General features: G+C 63.7%; 18 protein-coding genes. 12 read left to right on the forward strand and 6 right to left on the reverse strand.

Going from position 1 to position 17,108, the window contains the following annotated elements; genetic code table 11:
• Window positions 1–47: 47 nt before the first annotated feature.
• From FDA94_RS24665 to FDA94_RS24675, 3 genes are read right to left on the reverse strand one after another with little or no spacing between them, the layout of a single operon-like run.
• Window positions 48–680: a response regulator gene (locus tag FDA94_RS24665; protein ID WP_342778521.1), complete on the reverse strand. Its 633-nt coding sequence runs from the start codon at window positions 678–680 to the stop codon at window positions 48–50.
• Window positions 677–1,777, reverse strand: a complete 1,101-nt coding sequence (locus tag FDA94_RS24670) for a sensor histidine kinase (protein ID WP_246060137.1) — start codon at window positions 1,775–1,777, stop codon at window positions 677–679. The genes FDA94_RS24665 and FDA94_RS24670 overlap by 4 nt, the downstream gene beginning before the upstream one ends.
• Before the next feature lie 4 nt (window positions 1,778–1,781).
• A complete protein-coding gene (locus tag FDA94_RS24675) occupies window positions 1,782–1,973 on the reverse strand; it encodes a hypothetical protein (protein ID WP_137249461.1) in 192 nt (63 codons plus the stop codon).
• Window positions 1,974–2,094: 121 nt separating this feature from the next.
• Between FDA94_RS24675 and FDA94_RS24680 the strand changes: the two genes are divergently transcribed.
• The 3 genes from FDA94_RS24680 to FDA94_RS24690 all read left to right on the forward strand — a co-directional run bounded on the left by FDA94_RS24680 (window position 2,095) and on the right by FDA94_RS24690 (window position 4,322).
• Complete coding sequence (locus tag FDA94_RS24680; protein ID WP_212735496.1) at window positions 2,095–2,472, forward strand: SET domain-containing protein; 378 nt, start codon at window positions 2,095–2,097, stop codon at window positions 2,470–2,472.
• A gap of 941 nt (window positions 2,473–3,413) precedes the next feature.
• Window positions 3,414–3,722: a hypothetical protein gene (locus FDA94_RS24685; RefSeq protein ID WP_137249462.1), complete on the forward strand. Its 309-nt coding sequence runs from the start codon at window positions 3,414–3,416 to the stop codon at window positions 3,720–3,722.
• Between the two features lie 237 nt (window positions 3,723–3,959).
• On the forward strand, window positions 3,960–4,322 hold the full coding sequence (locus tag FDA94_RS24690) for a hypothetical protein (RefSeq protein WP_137249463.1): 363 nt from the start codon (window positions 3,960–3,962) through the stop codon (window positions 4,320–4,322).
• Between the two features lie 13 nt (window positions 4,323–4,335).
• Here FDA94_RS24690 and FDA94_RS24695 read toward each other — a convergent pair whose 3' ends face one another.
• The 3 genes from FDA94_RS24695 to FDA94_RS24705 all read right to left on the reverse strand — a co-directional run bounded on the left by FDA94_RS24695 (window position 4,336) and on the right by FDA94_RS24705 (window position 9,689).
• Window positions 4,336–4,998: a hypothetical protein gene (locus tag FDA94_RS24695; RefSeq protein WP_137249464.1), complete on the reverse strand. Its 663-nt coding sequence runs from the start codon at window positions 4,996–4,998 to the stop codon at window positions 4,336–4,338.
• A gap of 585 nt (window positions 4,999–5,583) precedes the next feature.
• Window positions 5,584–8,757: a hypothetical protein gene (locus tag FDA94_RS24700; protein WP_137249465.1), complete on the reverse strand. Its 3,174-nt coding sequence runs from the start codon at window positions 8,755–8,757 to the stop codon at window positions 5,584–5,586.
• Between the two features lie 521 nt (window positions 8,758–9,278).
• A complete protein-coding gene (locus FDA94_RS24705; RefSeq protein ID WP_137249466.1) occupies window positions 9,279–9,689 on the reverse strand; it encodes an ATP-binding protein in 411 nt (136 codons plus the stop codon).
• 188 nt (window positions 9,690–9,877) lie between these two features.
• Between FDA94_RS24705 and FDA94_RS24710 the strand changes: the two genes are divergently transcribed.
• The 9 genes from FDA94_RS24710 to FDA94_RS24745 all read left to right on the forward strand — a co-directional run bounded on the left by FDA94_RS24710 (window position 9,878) and on the right by FDA94_RS24745 (window position 16,912).
• Entirely contained in the window at window positions 9,878–10,186 is a 309-nt protein-coding gene (locus FDA94_RS24710; protein ID WP_137249467.1) for a putative quinol monooxygenase, read from the forward strand.
• Complete coding sequence (locus FDA94_RS24715; protein ID WP_137249468.1) at window positions 10,183–11,385, forward strand: helix-turn-helix transcriptional regulator; 1,203 nt, start codon at window positions 10,183–10,185, stop codon at window positions 11,383–11,385. Before FDA94_RS24710 ends, FDA94_RS24715 begins: the two co-directional genes overlap by 4 nt.
• Window positions 11,386–11,563: 178 nt before the next feature.
• Window positions 11,564–11,893, forward strand: coding sequence for an SCO3933 family regulatory protein (locus tag FDA94_RS24720; protein WP_137249469.1), 330 nt, complete (start codon window positions 11,564–11,566; stop codon window positions 11,891–11,893).
• Between the two features lie 94 nt (window positions 11,894–11,987).
• On the forward strand, window positions 11,988–13,346 hold the full coding sequence (locus FDA94_RS24725; protein WP_137249470.1) for an FtsK/SpoIIIE domain-containing protein: 1,359 nt from the start codon (window positions 11,988–11,990) through the stop codon (window positions 13,344–13,346).
• A gap of 2 nt (window positions 13,347–13,348) precedes the next feature.
• Window positions 13,349–13,870, forward strand: coding sequence for a DUF2637 domain-containing protein (locus FDA94_RS24730; RefSeq protein WP_137249471.1), 522 nt, complete (start codon window positions 13,349–13,351; stop codon window positions 13,868–13,870).
• Window positions 13,871–13,883: 13 nt separating this feature from the next.
• Entirely contained in the window at window positions 13,884–14,039 is a 156-nt protein-coding gene (locus FDA94_RS39425) for a hypothetical protein (RefSeq protein WP_170991104.1), read from the forward strand.
• Window positions 14,040–14,259: 220 nt separating this feature from the next.
• Entirely contained in the window at window positions 14,260–15,588 is a 1,329-nt protein-coding gene (locus FDA94_RS24735) for a replication initiator (protein ID WP_137249472.1), read from the forward strand.
• Window positions 15,585–15,761, forward strand: a complete 177-nt coding sequence (locus FDA94_RS24740; protein ID WP_137249473.1) for a helix-turn-helix transcriptional regulator — start codon at window positions 15,585–15,587, stop codon at window positions 15,759–15,761. Before FDA94_RS24735 ends, FDA94_RS24740 begins: the two co-directional genes overlap by 4 nt.
• Entirely contained in the window at window positions 15,758–16,912 is a 1,155-nt protein-coding gene (locus tag FDA94_RS24745; RefSeq protein WP_137249474.1) for a tyrosine-type recombinase/integrase, read from the forward strand. Before FDA94_RS24740 ends, FDA94_RS24745 begins: the two co-directional genes overlap by 4 nt.
• Window positions 16,913–17,108: the final 196 nt, after the last annotated feature.

Consider the following 17,108-nt stretch of genomic DNA (forward strand, 5'->3'; position numbering starts at 1 on the left):
AACCGAAGAGACGGATTCGGTGGACGAGAGGTTCGTTTCCGGGACCCTCAGATCAGGTTCTCACGCGCGTAGACGGCGGCCTCTGTCCGGTTGCGGACACCGATCTTGGCGAAGGCGTTGTTGATGTGCGTCTTCACGGTCGTCTCCGCGATGAACAGCGCCGCCCCGATCTCGGTGTTGCTGAGCCCCCGCGCGACCAGCCGCAGCACCTCGGCCTCCCGCCCGGTCAGCCCGTCGGGCAACGTCACGCTCGGTGGCGGCGCGGCGCGGACCAGCGCCTCGACCAGCCGCCGCGACACCGCGGCCGTGAAGGTCGACTGCCCGGCGGCGGCCGACCGGAGCGCGGCCGCGATCTCGGCCCGCCCGGCGTCCTTGGTGAGATAGCCGCGGGCCCCGGCGAGCAGTGCCGAGTCGACCGACCGGTCGTCGTCGTAGGTGGTCAGCACCACGACCGCCGTGCCGGGATACTGCCGGGCGATCCGCCGCGTGGCCTCCACGCCGTCCATGACGGGCATGCGCAGATCCATCAGGACGACGTCGGGACGCCTCTCCGCCACCAGGCGCAGGGCCTCCTCCCCGTTCCCGGCGTCGCCGACGACCTCGATTTCGTCGACCAGCCCGAGCAGCGCCACCAGCCCCTCGCGCATGACCTGCTGGTCGTCGACGACCACGACCCTCACTCGGGCACCTCCGCGCGGACCACCCATTCGCCGCCGTCCGGCCCGGCGGTCAGCGTCCCGCCCGCCAGCGCCAGCCGCTCCCCCATGCCGCGCAGCCCGTGCCCGCTCGTGCCGGGCAGGCCGGCGCACGGGTTGCGCACCACCAGCCGGACCGCGTCGTCGCCGTACCCGAGCTCGACCGTGACCGGCGCGCTCGCGGCATGCCTGGCCGCGTTGGTCAGCGCCTCACGCGCCGTGCGCAGCAGGCACACTTCGGCCGCCGGGGTGATCGGCCGCCGGACCCCGGTCGTCCGCAGCTCGGCGGCGACGTCGTGATCGCGGCGATGCTCGGCGACGAGCAGGCTCAGCGCGTCGGGCAGCGGCGGCACGTCCTCACGCAGCGCCGCCACCGCCGACCGCGCCTCCAGCAGCCCTTCCCTGGCCAGCGCCCGGGATCGCCGAATGCGCGCCGCCGCCCCGTCGACGTCGCCCTTCTCGGTGAGCAAAACCTCGGCGACCTCCAGCTGCACCCCGAGCGCCCCGAGGGAGTGTGCGAGGACGTCGTGGAGCTCCCGCGCGATCCGGGCCCGCTCGGCCAGGGCCATCGCCCTGATCCGCTCGTGCTGGGCCCGGCGGTAGTGCCGGCGGTGCAGGGCGAACAGCACCGCGCACGTCATGACGGCCCCGCTGACGACGATCGCCGACCGTGGCTGCGTCCACCACAGCATGCTCGCGGCCATCAGCCCCAGATCGGCCCCGGTGACCACGACGATCGCCGCCATCGGCGGCGTGAGATGCGCGGCGAACAGCAGCAGCGTGGCGAACAGGAACACCGTCGGCGCCGCCTCCGCCGACCCCGACACCGCCGCGGCCGCCCCCGAAGCGGCCGCGAGCAGGCTCGCGGCCGTTCTGGGACGACGGGCGTCGAGGAGGACGAAGGCCAGCCAGCAGGCCATCGACGCCCCGAGGGCCGACCAGACGAACGCGGGGGCGCGATCGGGCGAGGCGGTCACGAGAGACCAGCCCAGGACCAGCGTGATCAGCAGCCTGACCAGGCGACCCGTCTCCGGGTCGTCGGCGGCCAGCAGGCGCATGACCCGCGCGCGCACCTCACGCATCTGCTTAGCGGGCGTCCTTCAGGGTCAGAATCATGTCCACCAAGATAAGGCGGAAGGCGACGAAGCCGACCACGACCAGGATGGCGACGACCACGATCGCGAGCAGGAGCTTGCCGTTCATCTTTCCCCCATTGGCGTCCAAGAGCCGGTGCAGCAGGTCGAGCCAGATGCCCGAGCGGTTTGTGGGTTTGGTCATGGGTGGGACGGTAGGGAGAAGGTGGGGTGGAGTTGGCCCTTCTTTGGGTGGAAAGGAGGGTGGAGGCCGACCGGCCGGCGGCGCGGCCTGCGCGCCCGCGGGCAGGGCTACGCTCGGTCGCATGGCCATGCCGAGAAAGGGCTCGCGGCTCATCACCGTGGCCGACACGGTCTATCGGTGGCGGGTCCGCCACAGGCCCACATATTGCGAGGGCCTCGCCTGGAGTCCGCTGTCCTTTTCGGTGGAGCACGCCACGCGCCCCCGAAGCGCCCTCAAGGTCACTCTGCCCTGCGCCCGGCCCGACAACTGGCTCGGCGAGAAGACCATGACGCTCCGGCCGGCGCTGGTGGCATCGGTCATCCGGCGCGCGCTCGGCAGGGGATGGACGCCGGATGCCGGTGCCGGGGCCGTGTTTCTCGACATCACCGAGGACGAGCTGCCGGAGCTTCTGGGCGAGCCGCCCGAATATGTGCTCCCGTTTCTACGAGGCGGGATCTGAGCTCGGCCTCAGTCGAGGCTGGCGCGGACGTAGTCCGCTCGAGTCGGGGCGCTCATCTCATGCCTCGCCGGCGGAGCTGCCGTCAACCACCCCGATCGAGCGGGTCCAGGATCACCGGCTCGCCTTGGTCGCCGATGCAGGCTCTCGGGTGACGCTTAGGCTTGCCGGGTGAGCCATGAAGATCAGAGCGCGATCGAATCGGCAGATACTTCGGCCCTGGTCTTCCGCAGAGGACTCCTAGCTGGCGGCTGGCGAGCAAATGTCCAGGCTTGCCGCTGACGTCCGCGCCTTCTTGAACCGGCGGCCGTAGGAGCCTGCATGCCCGGGGGCCGATGTGCCCCGATGATGATCTGGCCGGCTCAGAGAATTAAAAGGCGGACGAGTCGGCCTATAGGCCGGGTTCATATTCGGTATGGGCACTGCCTGCGACTACGCCGGCGGGACGGCTCGCTACCTGCGAGAACGATTCCACCTGTTCTCATCGCTTGCCAGCGCTTTCCGGCGCCATGTGCCCTAAAAGTGCCCGAGAGCCAGAGCAACCACAAGCCCACCGCCGCCGACCACTTGGCCATGCGAGGGGCATTCGACCCTGTCAGACGACCCGGGCACGGATGCCTTCGACTACGAGAGCGCCCGATAACGAACCAGATCCCGATCAAGCCAACAACCTCTGACAGGCCCAAATCCTGACCGCAGCAACCGTGTCGTCGCTGCGTCGGCTTTTGCAGCTCCATGTTTCCGCAGGTCATCCAGTGTGAGAGCAGCAAGAATGCTCTGAGTTAGATCAAGGGACGAGGGAAACCCCACCACTCGATCGGGCCCAGAACCTCATCGGCAGAGTAACCCCCGCCCAATCTCATGCGATACATCCTCGGTGCGCCGCTTCAGCCTGACGCGCACCTTTAGGTCAACGCGCCATGTGGAGCATAGTGACGAATAACATGAAGGACATCGCCCTCATCGGCACTATCATAATCGCCCTCTTGGGCGGGTACTACTTAAAATCGAATCACCGAGAGGAGATCGAATGCATGAAGGCCCGAATGGAATTCGAGAAAGCGGAGCTGGCCGCCTACTACAACAATGAGCTAGCCGGGCTTGGCCCAGCCTTACATCGCGACGCTTTGGAGCGGACCAAATATGCCGCAGAAGCATCGATGAGATCGATGGCAAACGCAGTTCTTTTCCACGAGGACTGCTTCAGCACGACAGAGATAGGCAGGGCCCAAAAGCTTTCTGATAACCCATAGAAGTTCGATAGCTAGAAACTAGCAATGAAAGGCTAACAATTCAACATTGTAGATGATTTCGAAAGCTACTGACAGGGGCCCGCAGAATTGGGAAATCAGGCTATCGGCTACTTTGAGGCGTGGGTCGCATGGGCTAGCGGCACCGACATCCGCCATCGATTACTCTGGGGATTAGCAATCTACTGGTGGGCTCGGGCTTCTAAGGTTGCCGCACTCATTGCAGGTCTCGTGATTGTTATGGACATCATTGGAGAACGAAGGCTCAAAAAATATCTCGAAAACAAGAAAGACAGAAGAGCCAATAGGACCGCCAGGGTGGCGACATATATTACGCTCGCAAGCTCGGGATATGTGGCGGCCGTACTAATCTCACCTCAAGAGGCCAGCATATTTACGTTTACATGGCCAAGTTGGCAGATTCTTCTGGGTACAGCAATCGCCGAGCTAGCAGTCGGCATAGGACTATTCACGCTCGGCGCACATCGCATAGTGTCCACCTTCCTTTGGCTCTATAATCACGAGAATATAAAACGCGCCGCACTCGCCCTCAGCGCACTACTTCTCCTTTTAGCATTTCATTTTGACTTTCTTGCCTCGTGAACCCGGGTTGCAGTCAAGAAGGCTCTTGGCGCTCAATTGTCTGAGCAAGTGGCAGTCCATCAGTTATCAAGAATTCAACACGGTATTTCGCTCCAAACGAGTCCTTGACAACAACATCCCAGCTCTCCGACGAAATATTATACGACTCCGAAACCAACTCAAGACTGTCGCTCTCATCTGGGAAGTCGATGTTCGCCGATGCATATGTGTTTCGCAGCAATTTGCTATATCTACTCCAGATCATCCACCGAGCAAAACTAATAGCTTCATCTCGGTCCATTTCGCGGAAGTTACCGAAATCATCGGCAAAATTCCGAGCACTTTCCCCGGCTCGTTGAAATCTGGCTTGCAGGGAAGCAAACAATTTCAGCGTCGTTGCGGCAATGAGTCCATCAACAGTGGACTGAGCCAAGAATATCGAGATCTCATAGAACGGGCCCCCGTCAGCACCCCAAGAGTACCGCCCTTCATGTGCATCGATGAAATGAGCAGGCACCCGCTCGATGTCCTCTAAGAACAACCGCTCTAAGTCTTCTCGGATCGTCCGCGCTTCCGATCGCGGGAGTGCAATCGTGGTCAACCATATTTTTGTGCTCCCGAGAGAATCTCCTTTTCCTTCGGCCACCGTGACCGTGACCCGCGTCATTTCGTTTGCTCGATCGAAAAGCGAACTCATTTCGCACCTCCATGTCATTGCAGCATACGGACTTGGACCCTACATCAGCGCGGACATTCGATCACCTCGTACGCCGTCGTCCCACCCCGGAGGGGCAGCGGGCCGGAGCCGGAGGGGCAAGCCCGGCTTTACGTGTACCTGTTCCCGGTGACATTCCTCATCCGCTGGTTGCCCTGCGTGCAGAGCCGGGCTTGAGCCGGAGTCTCCGGTCTGCTGGGCTTGCCTGGGACGACGGTGTGCGAGGTGATCCCCCGCCACCGCTTAAGAACCCGTCACGTCTTGCACCCACGATCACCTCGGGGCCGGAATCCCCGCCGGAGGCAAAACCCCTGATCTCCTGCGATCGGCAATGTCATTGCTCCGCCGAGGTCCGGTTCTCATCCGGCTACATGGTTGAACCGCTGTTCCGAGTCGGGCGCGGGGAGGTGGCGCGGCCGGGACCGGCCCGAAGAGGCCGCACGCCCGGCCGTGCCAGGCCGTACCGCGCCGCCGGCGCCCGCAGGGCGGCGGCTTGAACCCGTAAAGAAGGTTGTAACCGGCACTCGTACGTGAGGCTTCTTGCAGCGCACAGACAGCAATCCGTGCCTACCGAGTCCTCTCAGCGATAAGGTCCCGAAGATCAATGCCGTAGTCCCTGACAAGCAGGCTGATCACTATTCGGGAGGTTGTCACCGCAGTGAGATCTCCTGCCAAGCCAACGCGCACGATTTGGCGAACGCTGTCGATATGTCGGACTATCCGCCACGGTTTTGGGCTTACACGGAGCCATCGGTCTAAGATTGCCAAACTAACTTGAGTGTGCTCAGAGGCTATTTCTGCAAGCTTGGAAAATACGGAGCCGTCAACCTCAATACGACCAGCTAAAGTGAGTGTCACGAGGACTTGTTTTGATGACCATGATGCGTCAAAACAACCACTGGCGAACCAGCGGCCAAATTCAGCCAATTCACCCGCGTCACTACCGTTTCGAGCGGCCTCTACCCGGAACTCCCACAATCTAGTGAGGCGCTCAATTAGGGCAGGGTCAGAATAATCCAGTTCCTTTAACCCGAAGCCAACTGACCGGAGAAGATCCTTTGCGACTTCCTTCGATGCATGCAGATAAAATCGGCGCAAAAGCGAGTTGTGGCTCTCTAGGTCTATTTGACCATTCCACAGACGATTGATTAGATGACTTCCAAGTGCCTCAACACGGAATTCCGCCACCCTATCTTGATCTTCCGACTCCATCCGATCAACCATGGCGCTATAGACGTCAGTTAGCAGATCCCAGGTTTCGGAATTCAAATTCCCTCGAAGTAAATAGCCATCCCAAGCCGCCTCTAGTAAATGCGACTGATCTAAATCGAGCGGGAAGATTCTTGACGCATTCCGCCGCGTCCATTCACGGTCCATCAACACCAGGCGAGCAAATTCTTCACCGTAAACAGAACGCACTGCTCGGGATGGCTCGTAGCTCGAATCGAGATGGCGGTCCAAGAGTATAAGCAAGTACTCGATCACCGAGTCAGGCGATCGTTGCCGAAGTCGCAGCCCGTAGGAAACAGCAGAACGCAACCCCTGAGGCCGTATTGTACTCTCGGCGAGCGCTAAGAATACACTTCTCTCTTCTAGCGCTTGGCCAGCTTCATCTTCGAGCGTAGGCGTGGGGTCCTGACAACAAGATTCGATGATTGACCAAATCTTAAGGTCGAGGTCAGAGGAATTTGAGCCGGACTGTCGAGTAAGTCCAACGGCCAGGAGTTGGATCATTTCAAGGCGAAGGCCGCGCCATTCTCCGCCGACGCTGGAATCCGCTTCACCAACCAGCGCGGATTCCGCTTCCCGATTAATCCACGCCAGGAGCTCCAGAATTCCGGCCCAGTCAAGGTGAACATTGGTTTGCGCGGCTTGCCATAGCCCATTCAACACAGCGCTGACATAGATAGCAGGAAGCCCAATGAATGCGCTGGCTTCATTCGACCATCGCGCAGGCTCACGCTGCACGACTGAACTAAGCGCTCCACGCAACGATGCTGAACTCACGGCCGGCCAGCGATCATTTGATGGCTGCCAGGTCCGTAAAAGTTCAATCAGATCATCGGTAGGCATAGTCGCTAGCTCGCCCGGCCTGATTGCCTCCTCGATTTGCCCGGACCATACAGCAAAAGACTGAGGGGCGGGTAAGGTTGGATCAGGCGCTTCTCCATATTCAGCGACTAAAGCCTGATAACGTGCGTCACGATCCGGCGGCAAAGCGCTTCGGATAGCACCGAGTCGATCCCGCTTCCACCGTGCCACACGTTCCGGCGCGAGCGGCTCAGCTATTCGCGAATTCGCGGTCGGCGAGAGCGCTCCGATTCGAGCGGCCTGAGGCTGAGGACCCTCATCAATAAGATTGATTAGTCGACGTAGACTGTACGGATTGAGACAAGAAGCTCCATGATGGGCAAGCAACAGGTACTCGTGGTCCAGATGCGAGTCCTGAATAATCTCCCTATTCACTAGATGAGAATTTACGAGATCGCATGCTTTATTCACATATTGTGAAAGCACATAGAGAGCTAGACGACGAAATATGGGCCACGAGTGCGACTCCAGCTCACCAACGACCTCGGAAATCTTATCTTGATCCGAATCAATGATGGCCTGCGCACTATCGCGTACAACATCTACAAGCATATGCCTTAGGTCGGACTCGTGGGCCACTTGGCGACCTGCAATATTCGGCCGCCAAATCATTGACCCATCATAACTTTGTTCTTCACCGCGCTCCTCCATTTCACGGCTGATCACTTTGGCGAGTTGTACCGACAACTCTGCGAGCACATCCACCCCTACTTTGTCTACAAGAAGAGGCACATATTGCTGCAATACTAACCCATATTCGTATGCGTCAACGCTACTTGTGGGACCATAACGGTTCGGTAATTGTGCTAGTAAAACTCTGGCCAGCGTCATAGCAGCATCGACCTCACCACCTTGACACAAGGCCGCCATCAGTGCGCCGACCTCATCGGGAAACCACATTCCGAATCTACTCTGGATTCCTTGAACGATGGTCGGCACGAGTCGAGCGCCTAGCTCTGGTGACACCGCACCACCAACCATGACAATGTCGCGATGCACTCGGCTATTGTCGGTAGCGGGCATCAATAGCACCGTCTCGACCGCTGCTTTCGGAGCCGCTGATGCGATTCTGGCCAGATATTCTGATTCCGCCCAGCTAGGCATCTGTACCGTACCAGCGTTGTCATCCACTTCTGGAGAAGGTGGTGAACTGAAATAGCCGACTTGACGCAACGGCAGGAGCCAAGTTGCAGAAGCCCGCGAGAAGAAGTATCCAGAGACCACCTGTGTATGCGGGAAGCTCTGCTTCAAGGTATTGGCATCAGCTTTAGTCGGAGTAGATATTTTCAGGAGAAGATCGAGACGCTCGAAGACCTGAAAGTATCTCGACTCAAACTGCTCCATGATCGCATCGAGCACTTGCTCAAATCGATCGATAAGCCCTAAGAAATCTTCATCTACGGGGCGAGGGGGATCTAATGCCAATCGATGAGCCCGGCCAGCCAAATTATCTGGACTATCCTGCCCCGCCATCCCCAGCCAAAAGACCGCTACTGCATCCTCATGCGATATGCCTAGGTCGTCCAGAACCGCACGGATCTTTGCCCGGTGACGGTCTTCCTTGACTCCCTCCGCTGCATCTGCAGGCTCCAGTACCGACTGAACGGCGCTAGCCAACTCACGGAACGCGTGCGCGACCAGATGTGTCACTGTACGCCGACGTGGATTTTCCGCCATCAACTCACAGGCATCACGGAAGAACGCAGCCGGGCCAGGACCTACCTGTGTCAGCAGCCAGCGAGCAATCCTCTCCTGACGAGGAGATAGGGGCAGATCTCTGCTAGAGGATGGCGATGAACTCAACAACGTGATCAGCTCTCCGCTCGGCGACCAAGACTAGGCCGAGCCTGCCACATGCAAGTGCATCTTTACGGGTATAAGCGCTCTTTTCGCGTACCCGGTTCCCTCGTGCTAATACGCGAGGCCGGCAAGCAACGATACCCACAGCTCGTGCCCTGCGCCGGTCGACATCCGAGGCGTCTCGCACGTCACCCCACGGCGCCGACGACGGATGAACGTCTGCCCTCCGGCCGCGCACAGCTCATAGACAGTCGGCTGGCACTCACACGTCCAAGCAAGCGACCGAACCCGCCCCATAGTCTCCGTCCGCCACCACGTCAGTTTGACGTGCTTGTCCTGCGCCGGCGCAGGATGCGGACTCAGGCACGAGTTCATGCGCACGGAAGCGGCGAACCCATCGCCACCGTCGCCCACACGGTCCGACTCCGCTCGTCTCCATGTACGCCCCACGCCTGCGCCAGGTGGTCGACGAGATCGAGGCCACGCCCGCACTCCTGGCGATCGTCAGGCTTGCGCACCTCGGGGCGCCCCGCTCCCCCTTCATCGAGCACGCCAAGCCACACCCGCGACGCCTCCACACGGACCGTGACCATGAACCGGCCCCCGGGCTCGCCGCTGCCCGTGTGCCGGATGGCGTTCGTCGCCAACTCCGAGACGATCAACTGGGCAGTCTCGACCTCGGCCCGTGGGGGTAGATGCTCCGCCACGAACCGGCGGGCTTCGCTGACCTGTCTGGTGATTCCGGGAAAGGTGCGGCGCCACTCAAAGGGGTGGGCGTTCATCTCGGCGCACCTCACGATCATGCAGGTCACACACGGTCAGCTCGCGATCGGTACTTAAAGTACTGCTACAGTATTCCAAGTACAAGTCACTTCCAGTACTTGCCACGCACATTAAGTACTGATCGCATGGGAAGCGGCGACTCCAACGGGCCACACGAACGGCCCCACACACGAAAGGAAGGGGTGTCATGTTCGGCCTAGTAGTCCGGTTCACCTGCAAGGACGACACCACCGCAGAGGCGTTCGACCAGCTCATCGGCGAGACCATCGAGGGCATCAAGGCGCACGAGCCGGGCACGCTCGTCTACACCGTCCACAAGGTCGAGGGTGAGCCGCTGCTGCGGATCTTCTACGAGCTCTACCGCGACCGCGCCGCCTTCGACTTCCACGAGGAGCAGGAGCACACCAAGCGGTTCCTCGGCGCCCGGGACGACCTGCTCGCGGATGTCGAAGTCGACTGGCTCGACCTCCAGGTCGGCAAGGTCACGACCCCGTGAGCGAGGAGTACCAGCGCGCCTTGGGCCGGCGGATCGCCCAGGAGCGCAAGCGGCGTGGTCTTTCCCAAGTGGAGCTGGCCAACCTCGTCGGCCGGTCGGTCGCCTGGGTCTCGCAGGTCGAGCGCGGCGTTCGCAAGATCGACCGTATGTCGGTGCTGGAGAAGGTCGCCGAGACCCTCGAAGTGCCCTTGTCCGAGTTGGCCGCTGAGGCGCCGATCGTCGCCGCCACCGCTGAGGAGATCCCCGGCTCGGCGAACCTGCGCCTCGTACTCTCCGGGGCGCACGCGTTGCGGGCGATGCTGCACGCGGCTCCCGTACCGCTGGCTGATGAGATCCGGCCGCAGGTCGAGCGGGCTTGGCATCTCACCCACGAAAGCCAGTACGTCGAGCTCGGAGACCTGCTGCGCAGCCTCATTCCGGTGTTGGAAGGGGCGGGCCGGTCGGCGCCCGAGGAACGGCGGCCGGAACTGTTCGAGATGCTCGCCGCGCTCTACCAAGCGTGCTCGGCGGCGCTGGCCAAGCTCGGCGAGCCCGAGGCGGCATGGATCGCCGCCGACCGCGCCATGGTCGCGGCCGAACGTGGCGGTGACCCGCTGATGGTGGCCGCCGGCGCTTTCCGGCTCGGCTTCGTGTTCCTCGGTGCCCGTCTCTTCGACCAGGCCGAGGAGACCGCGCGGACCGCCGCCGAGGCGTTGTGGTTCCTGGCCGACCAGGGCAAGCCCGAGGCTATGTCGTTGTGGGGCGGGCTCACGCTGCAACGTGCGGTCGCGGCGTCGCGGCTCAACCACGCCGACGCGGCTTACGACCATCTCGCCCGTGCCCGGGGCATCGCCGAGAAGCTCGGTGAAGGGCGCAACGACTACAACACGGAGTTCGGCCCGGCGAACGTCGCCCTCTATGAGGTCGCGGTGGCGGTCGAGCTGGGCGACGCCGGTCACGCTCTGCGGGTCGGTACGGCGGTCGACACGTCCTCGTTGTCGAGTGAACGCCGCGCCCGGCTGCACATCGACGTGGCCCGTGCGCATGCCCAGCGCCGTCAGGTCGCCGAGGCGACGAACGCGCTTCTCGAAGCGGAGAGGATCACACCCGAGCAGCTTCGCAACCATCGCATGGCCCGGCAGCTCGTCTCCGATCTGCTCACCATGCAGGACCCGCCCACCTCTGACCTGCGAGAACTCGCAGAGCGGATCGGCGCGTAGGAAAAGTACTAGAACCAGTACTTATAGTACTAGCTAATATTCGGAGTACCAGGTAGCGTCTGTGTTGGCGCTGAGGTCCCTGAAGCACCAGGGATCACGGCCCCAGCACAGGCGCTTTCTGCGTTTCCAGGCCGCCACTCACGGCGGCGAACATCAACAGCCAAGAGATGAGTTCAGCATGCGCAACATCCCCGTTGACCTGTCCGCCCTGTCCTTCATCGTGGCCGGCGAACCCGAACCCAAGCTCCTCGACCGCGCCACCGGTGAGGTCAAGAAGGACGCCGAGGGCCGCGAGCTCTACACCATCCCCCTGCTGCCCAAGCCCAACGACGACCGCCGCAACCCCGTGATCGTCGTGACGTTCCCGTCCGCCACGTTCCCGAGCATCCCCGAGGGTGTGCAGGTCCGGCCGGTCGGCCTGGCCGCCTTCTACTGGCAGATGGACGGCCGCTCCGGGCTCGGCTTTCGCGCCGAGGCCATCCTTCCGGCCAACGTCAAGGCCGCCTGACCGGCGACATCCCGCGCCCCGGGAGCGGGTCTAAGCCTGCCAGCTCCCCTGCTCCCGGGGCCTTCCCTTCGCTCACCGAAGAGAGGCACCAAGTATGACCGACCTACTCGATTCACTCGCCCCGATCGGGGTCGTCCTGGCCTTCGTCGCCGCGCTCCTCGTGACCTGGCGATACCTTCACCCACCGTCGTTCTGGCTCGGCGTCGGCTACCCCTTACGGGCCATGCGCGTCTACCTCACCTGGCCGAGCGTCGCCGCCGGCTGCGGGCTGACCACCAAACGGCGTCGTCTCCGGCGACGGCTCGACGGCGTCGAAGTCCTCAACCTCATCGCGACGGGCCGCGACCACAAGCGCCGAGTGCACCGCGTCGCCGTCGACAAGGCGCCCTGGCTCGGCCTGGTCCTGCCGCTGCGGCACGGCTTCAAGCTGTGGGTACGTCTTCCGGACGGCCACACCCCCGACCACTACGCCGCCAAGCTCGACCATCTCGCCCACGCCTGGCGTGTGCACTCGGTCCGGGTACTGGGCTGGAAGCCCGGCAAGGTGCAGCTTCAGGCGACCGTGTACGACCCGCTCACCTCCGTCAGCGCGCCCATCGTCGACCGGTTCCTGAAGGTGTGCGTCGGGCGGCTGGAGACCAATGCGCCCTGGGTCATCGACTTCCTGACCGTCCCGCACTGGCTCATCACGGGCGCGACGCAGTCCGGCAAGTCGACGCTCATCAACCGGCTCATCTGCGGCCTGGCGCCGCAACGACTCGCCCTCATCGGATGCGATCTCAAGGGCGGGGTCGAGCTCACCCCGTACGAAGACCGGTTGACGGCGCTCGCCACCGACCGCGCGCAGATGACGGCGGTGCTGAACCGGCTCGTCGACGAGATCCGGCGCCGCATGGCGATCTGCCGTGACTTTCGGGTGCGCAACATCTGGCAGCTCCCCGAGAGCGGTCAGCCCATCCCCATCGTCGTGTTCGTTGACGAGGTCGCCGAACTGTTCCTGATGGTCGACAAGTCGGAGAAGGACGAGATCGCCGCGACGGCGACCAACCTCATCCGCATCGCCCAGCTCGGCCGGGCGTTCGGGGTCTATCTCGTCATCTGCGGCCAACGAGTCGGCTCCGACCTCGGGCCTGGAGTCACCGCGCTCCGCGCCCAACTCTCCGGCCGCGTCTGCCATCGCGTCAACGACCCCGAGACGGCGAACATGACGCTCGGCGACATGGACCCGGCCGCGCTCAACGCCGCGCGGCTCATCCCCGCCGAGACGCCCGGCCTGGCCGTCGTCACCGGTTCGGACGGCCGTTGGTACAAAGCCCGGTCCGAGTACGTCACCGAACAGCAGGCGGAGCAAGCCGCGGTGACCTACGCCCACATGACACCCACGTGGGCCGACATCACGACCGTGAACGTCGAACCCGTCAGCGACGACGAGTTCGACCAGTACGCGGCCTGACCATGCGCCGGCACCTCCTCGACTCCGGCCCGGTCGCCGTCCTGGCGGTCATCGCGGCGGTCGGCTCCTTCACCCACATCAGTTCGCTCGCCGCCAAGCACGGTCAGCCCGGCTGGCAGTCCTGGGCCGTGGCCGTCTGCATCGACCTCATGTGCGTCATGGCGACCCGCGAACTCCAGCGCGACAAGCGCACCGGCCGCCCTCGACGTGGGCTCGTCTCGTGGCCCGGCCTGGTCCTGGCCGGCGGGATCGTGCTCACCCTGGCGGCCAACCTCGCCGAGGCCGAACCGACCGCCTGGGGCTGGATCACTTCGGCGACTCCGGCCGTCGCCTTCCTGGTAGCGGTGTCGATGCTCGAACGCCGCTCCTCACACCAGCCCGAAGAACCCGCACCCGAAGACGACCTGATCAGCAGAGCGCGGCATATCGCCGAGGAACACGGCGCCCCGCTCACCTGGGAAGTGCTCAGCGAGCGTCTCGACGTCGCCCCAGATGTCGCCTTCGACCTGCTGACCCGCATCTGAAGGGAGACCGCTCATGGCCAGACCCCGGAAGAAGAAGCCCGTCCCCTGCCCGGCCTGCAACGGTGAGGGCCAGATAGAGGCCACCATCACCGTCAAGCGGGGCCGCACCATCGTCCAGCTCGACACCTGGGCGTTCTGCTTCGACTGCACCGGAAACGGCGCCTCGTGATCCGCTCCCGCTGCTGCACCTGCGCCGGCACCGGGCTCGTCAACGACGACCAGGGCGAGGCCGTCACCTGCCTCGACTGCCTGGGAACCGGCATCGACAACCACGGCATCTGAACCCCTCGACGCGAGGCGGGTCCACGCCTGCCAGCTCCCCGCCTCGCCTCCCCACCCCTCAGCTCACCTGGAGAACCCTTGTCTTTCGCATGCCTTCGGGCGGTCGCATGACCCCCACCTCGATCTCCGACCTCCTCGGCCCGGTCCTCCGCGACCTCGCCCGACGCTCTGGACACGACCTCAACCGCTGGCTGGAACAGGTCGACCGCCTCGGCGGCTGCCGCGAACCGATGCGGCTCACCGGCCACGCGGAAACGGTCGACACCCGCACCGGTCAGGTCATCGCCACGTACGACACCAACCGCGAACCCCACGGACACCTCCTCCTGCGCTGCGGCAACCGGCGTGCGTCCCGATGCCCGTCGTGCGCCGAGGTCTACCGGCGCGACACCTTCCACCTGATCCGCGCCGGACTCCTCGGCGGGGACAAGGGTGTACCGGAGACCGTCAGCACGCACCCGCGTGTCCTGGCCACGCTCACCGCCACTTCCTTCGGGCCGGTCCATCGCGGTCCCGGCAAGGACGGCAAGACCGTCGTGTGCCATCCCCGGCGGACCGGCCCGTCATGTCACCGCTGGCACAAGGCCGGCGACCAGCGTATCGGGCAGGCTCTCGACCCCGACACGTACGACTACACCGGCCACGTGTTGTGGAACGCCCACGCGGGGGACCTCTGGCGGCGTTTCGCCATCTACCTCCGTCGCCACCTGGCCGCCGCCGCCGGACTGACCCGGGCCGTCTTCAACGACACCGTTCGGGTCTCCTTCGCCAAGGTCGCCGAATACCAGGCGCGCGGCCTGGTCCACTTCCACGCCGTCATGAGACTCGACGGCCGATCAACTGTTGGCCTTCACGCTCCTCCCGACTGGGCCACCATCGATCTGCTCGACGCGGCGATCAGGTCGGCGGCGGTGTCGGTCAGCCTCGACGTCCCCGGCCGTGATGAGCCGCTCCGCTGGGGGCGACAAGTCGACGTCTCCCCGATCACGGCCGGGGCCATGACCGAACGCGCCGTCGCCGGATACGTCGCCAAGTACGCCACGAAGTCCGCCGAGACCTCCGGCACCCTCGACCGGCCCGTCAAGGCCCACGACATCGCCCGCCTGGACGCCCAGGGCGTGCCCAATCACACCGCCCGCCTGATCCGCACCGCCTGGCGGCTCGGCAACCACCTCGTCCACCCCGAGTACGCCCACCTCCGCCTCCGGGAGTGGGCTCACATGCTCGGCTTCCGGGGCCACTTCTCCACCAAGAGCCGCCTCTACTCGACCACCCTTACCGAGCTCCGTCAGGCTCGCGCCGACTTCCGCATCAGGTTCACTCGCGACCCGGCGACCACGCTCGTCCTCGGCAACTGGACGTACGCGGGTCAGGGCTTCACCCGAGGGGAGCGCGCCTTGGTCGCCGAACTCCGGGCGGAGGAGGTGGGCCGATGAGGAAGAACGACCGCCTGTGGTCCGTGGACGACCTCGCCGACTTCCTCGGCGTCCCGGCCGGGACCATCTACCAGTGGCGCACGCGCCGGACGGGACCTCCCGGCCGCAAGATCGGCCGTCACCTGAAGTACCTCCCCGAAGACGTCTACGCCTGGGTGCGTGAGCAGTCATGACGGTCTGGGACCAGTGGCACAAGACCCACCCCAAGCCGGGTGAGGCGAAGTGTCCCGAACACAAGCGCGTACCAACCGCCCTGCACGGTCAGGGCACGCGCTGGCAGGTCCGCTACCGCGACGAGAAGGGCCACCAGCGCAAGCGCAACTTCGAGAAGAAGGCCGACGCCGACCGCTTCGACGCCACCCGTCGCGCCGACGAGCCGCGCGGCGAGTGGATCGACCCCAAGCTCGGCCTCACCCGATTCGAGGCGTACGCGGCCACGTGGTTGGCCTCACGGCTCCACAAGCCCGGCACCTCGACGACCTACACAGCCCACCTGAAGAAGCACATCTACCCCATCTTCGGCTTGGTGCCCCTGGTGACCATCCGCCCCACGGCGGTGCAGAAGTGGGTCAAGGACCTGAACGCCAAGGGCCTCGGCCCCCGGACCGTAGAGACCATCTACGTGATCTTCTCCAGCATCATGCGCGGTGCCGTCCGGGATGGCATGATCCGCCGCTCCCCCTGCATCGACATCCGTCTTCCCGACGCCGACAAGACGACCATTCGCCTGCTGACACCCGCTCAGGTGATGGCTCTCTACCGGGCCATACGACCGGAGTACGCCCCGCTGATCCTCCTGGGCGCGGCGGCCGGCCTCCGCCAGGGTGAAGCCTTCGGGGTCGCCCTCGACCGCATCGACTTCGTCGAGGGCATGCTCACAGTGAACCAACAGGTCGTGATCGTCGACCGGCGCCCTACGTTGGCCGTCCCCAAGACGAGAGCCTCGATCCGAGACGTGCCGCTCCCGGAGCTCCTGTCCGACGCACTCGCCCGTCATATCGAGAAGTACGCCCCCGAGGATGTTCTCTTCCGAACCGGCCAGGACAACCTCATCCGTCGCGACTACTTCAACGCCAGGGTTCTCAAGCCCGCGATACTCGCCGCCGGCGTCCCCGCCGACATGACGTTCCACGACCTACGCCACACCTTCGCGAGCACAGCCCTCGCCGAGGGCGTCCCCATTTCCGAGGTCTCCTGCTGGCTCGGCCACGAGTCCATCACGACCACTGTCGACCTCTACGGCCATCTCGTCCCCGAAGCGTCCGGACGAGTTCGCGACGCGCTCGACTCCGCCTACGCCGCCGCTCTACTCCTCGACACCTAACGCTACGCGTTCATCGCATCCCAAGTCGAAAATTCCCGCTGTAATCTTGTGAGCAGTAGTCACAGCCCTAGCTTCATTTCCGCTCCGGCAACTGTCTCCAACCTCGCTTTTTCGCTTAGGACGGTCTGTGGTTAGCAGACCTTTGGGGTGCCAATCACGGACCGTTTACGTTTGTGTATATAGGTACACACCTCCA

It is taken from the genome of Herbidospora galbida (assembly GCF_005233835.1).
Classification (GTDB): Bacteria; Actinomycetota; Actinomycetes; order Streptosporangiales; family Streptosporangiaceae; genus Herbidospora; species Herbidospora galbida.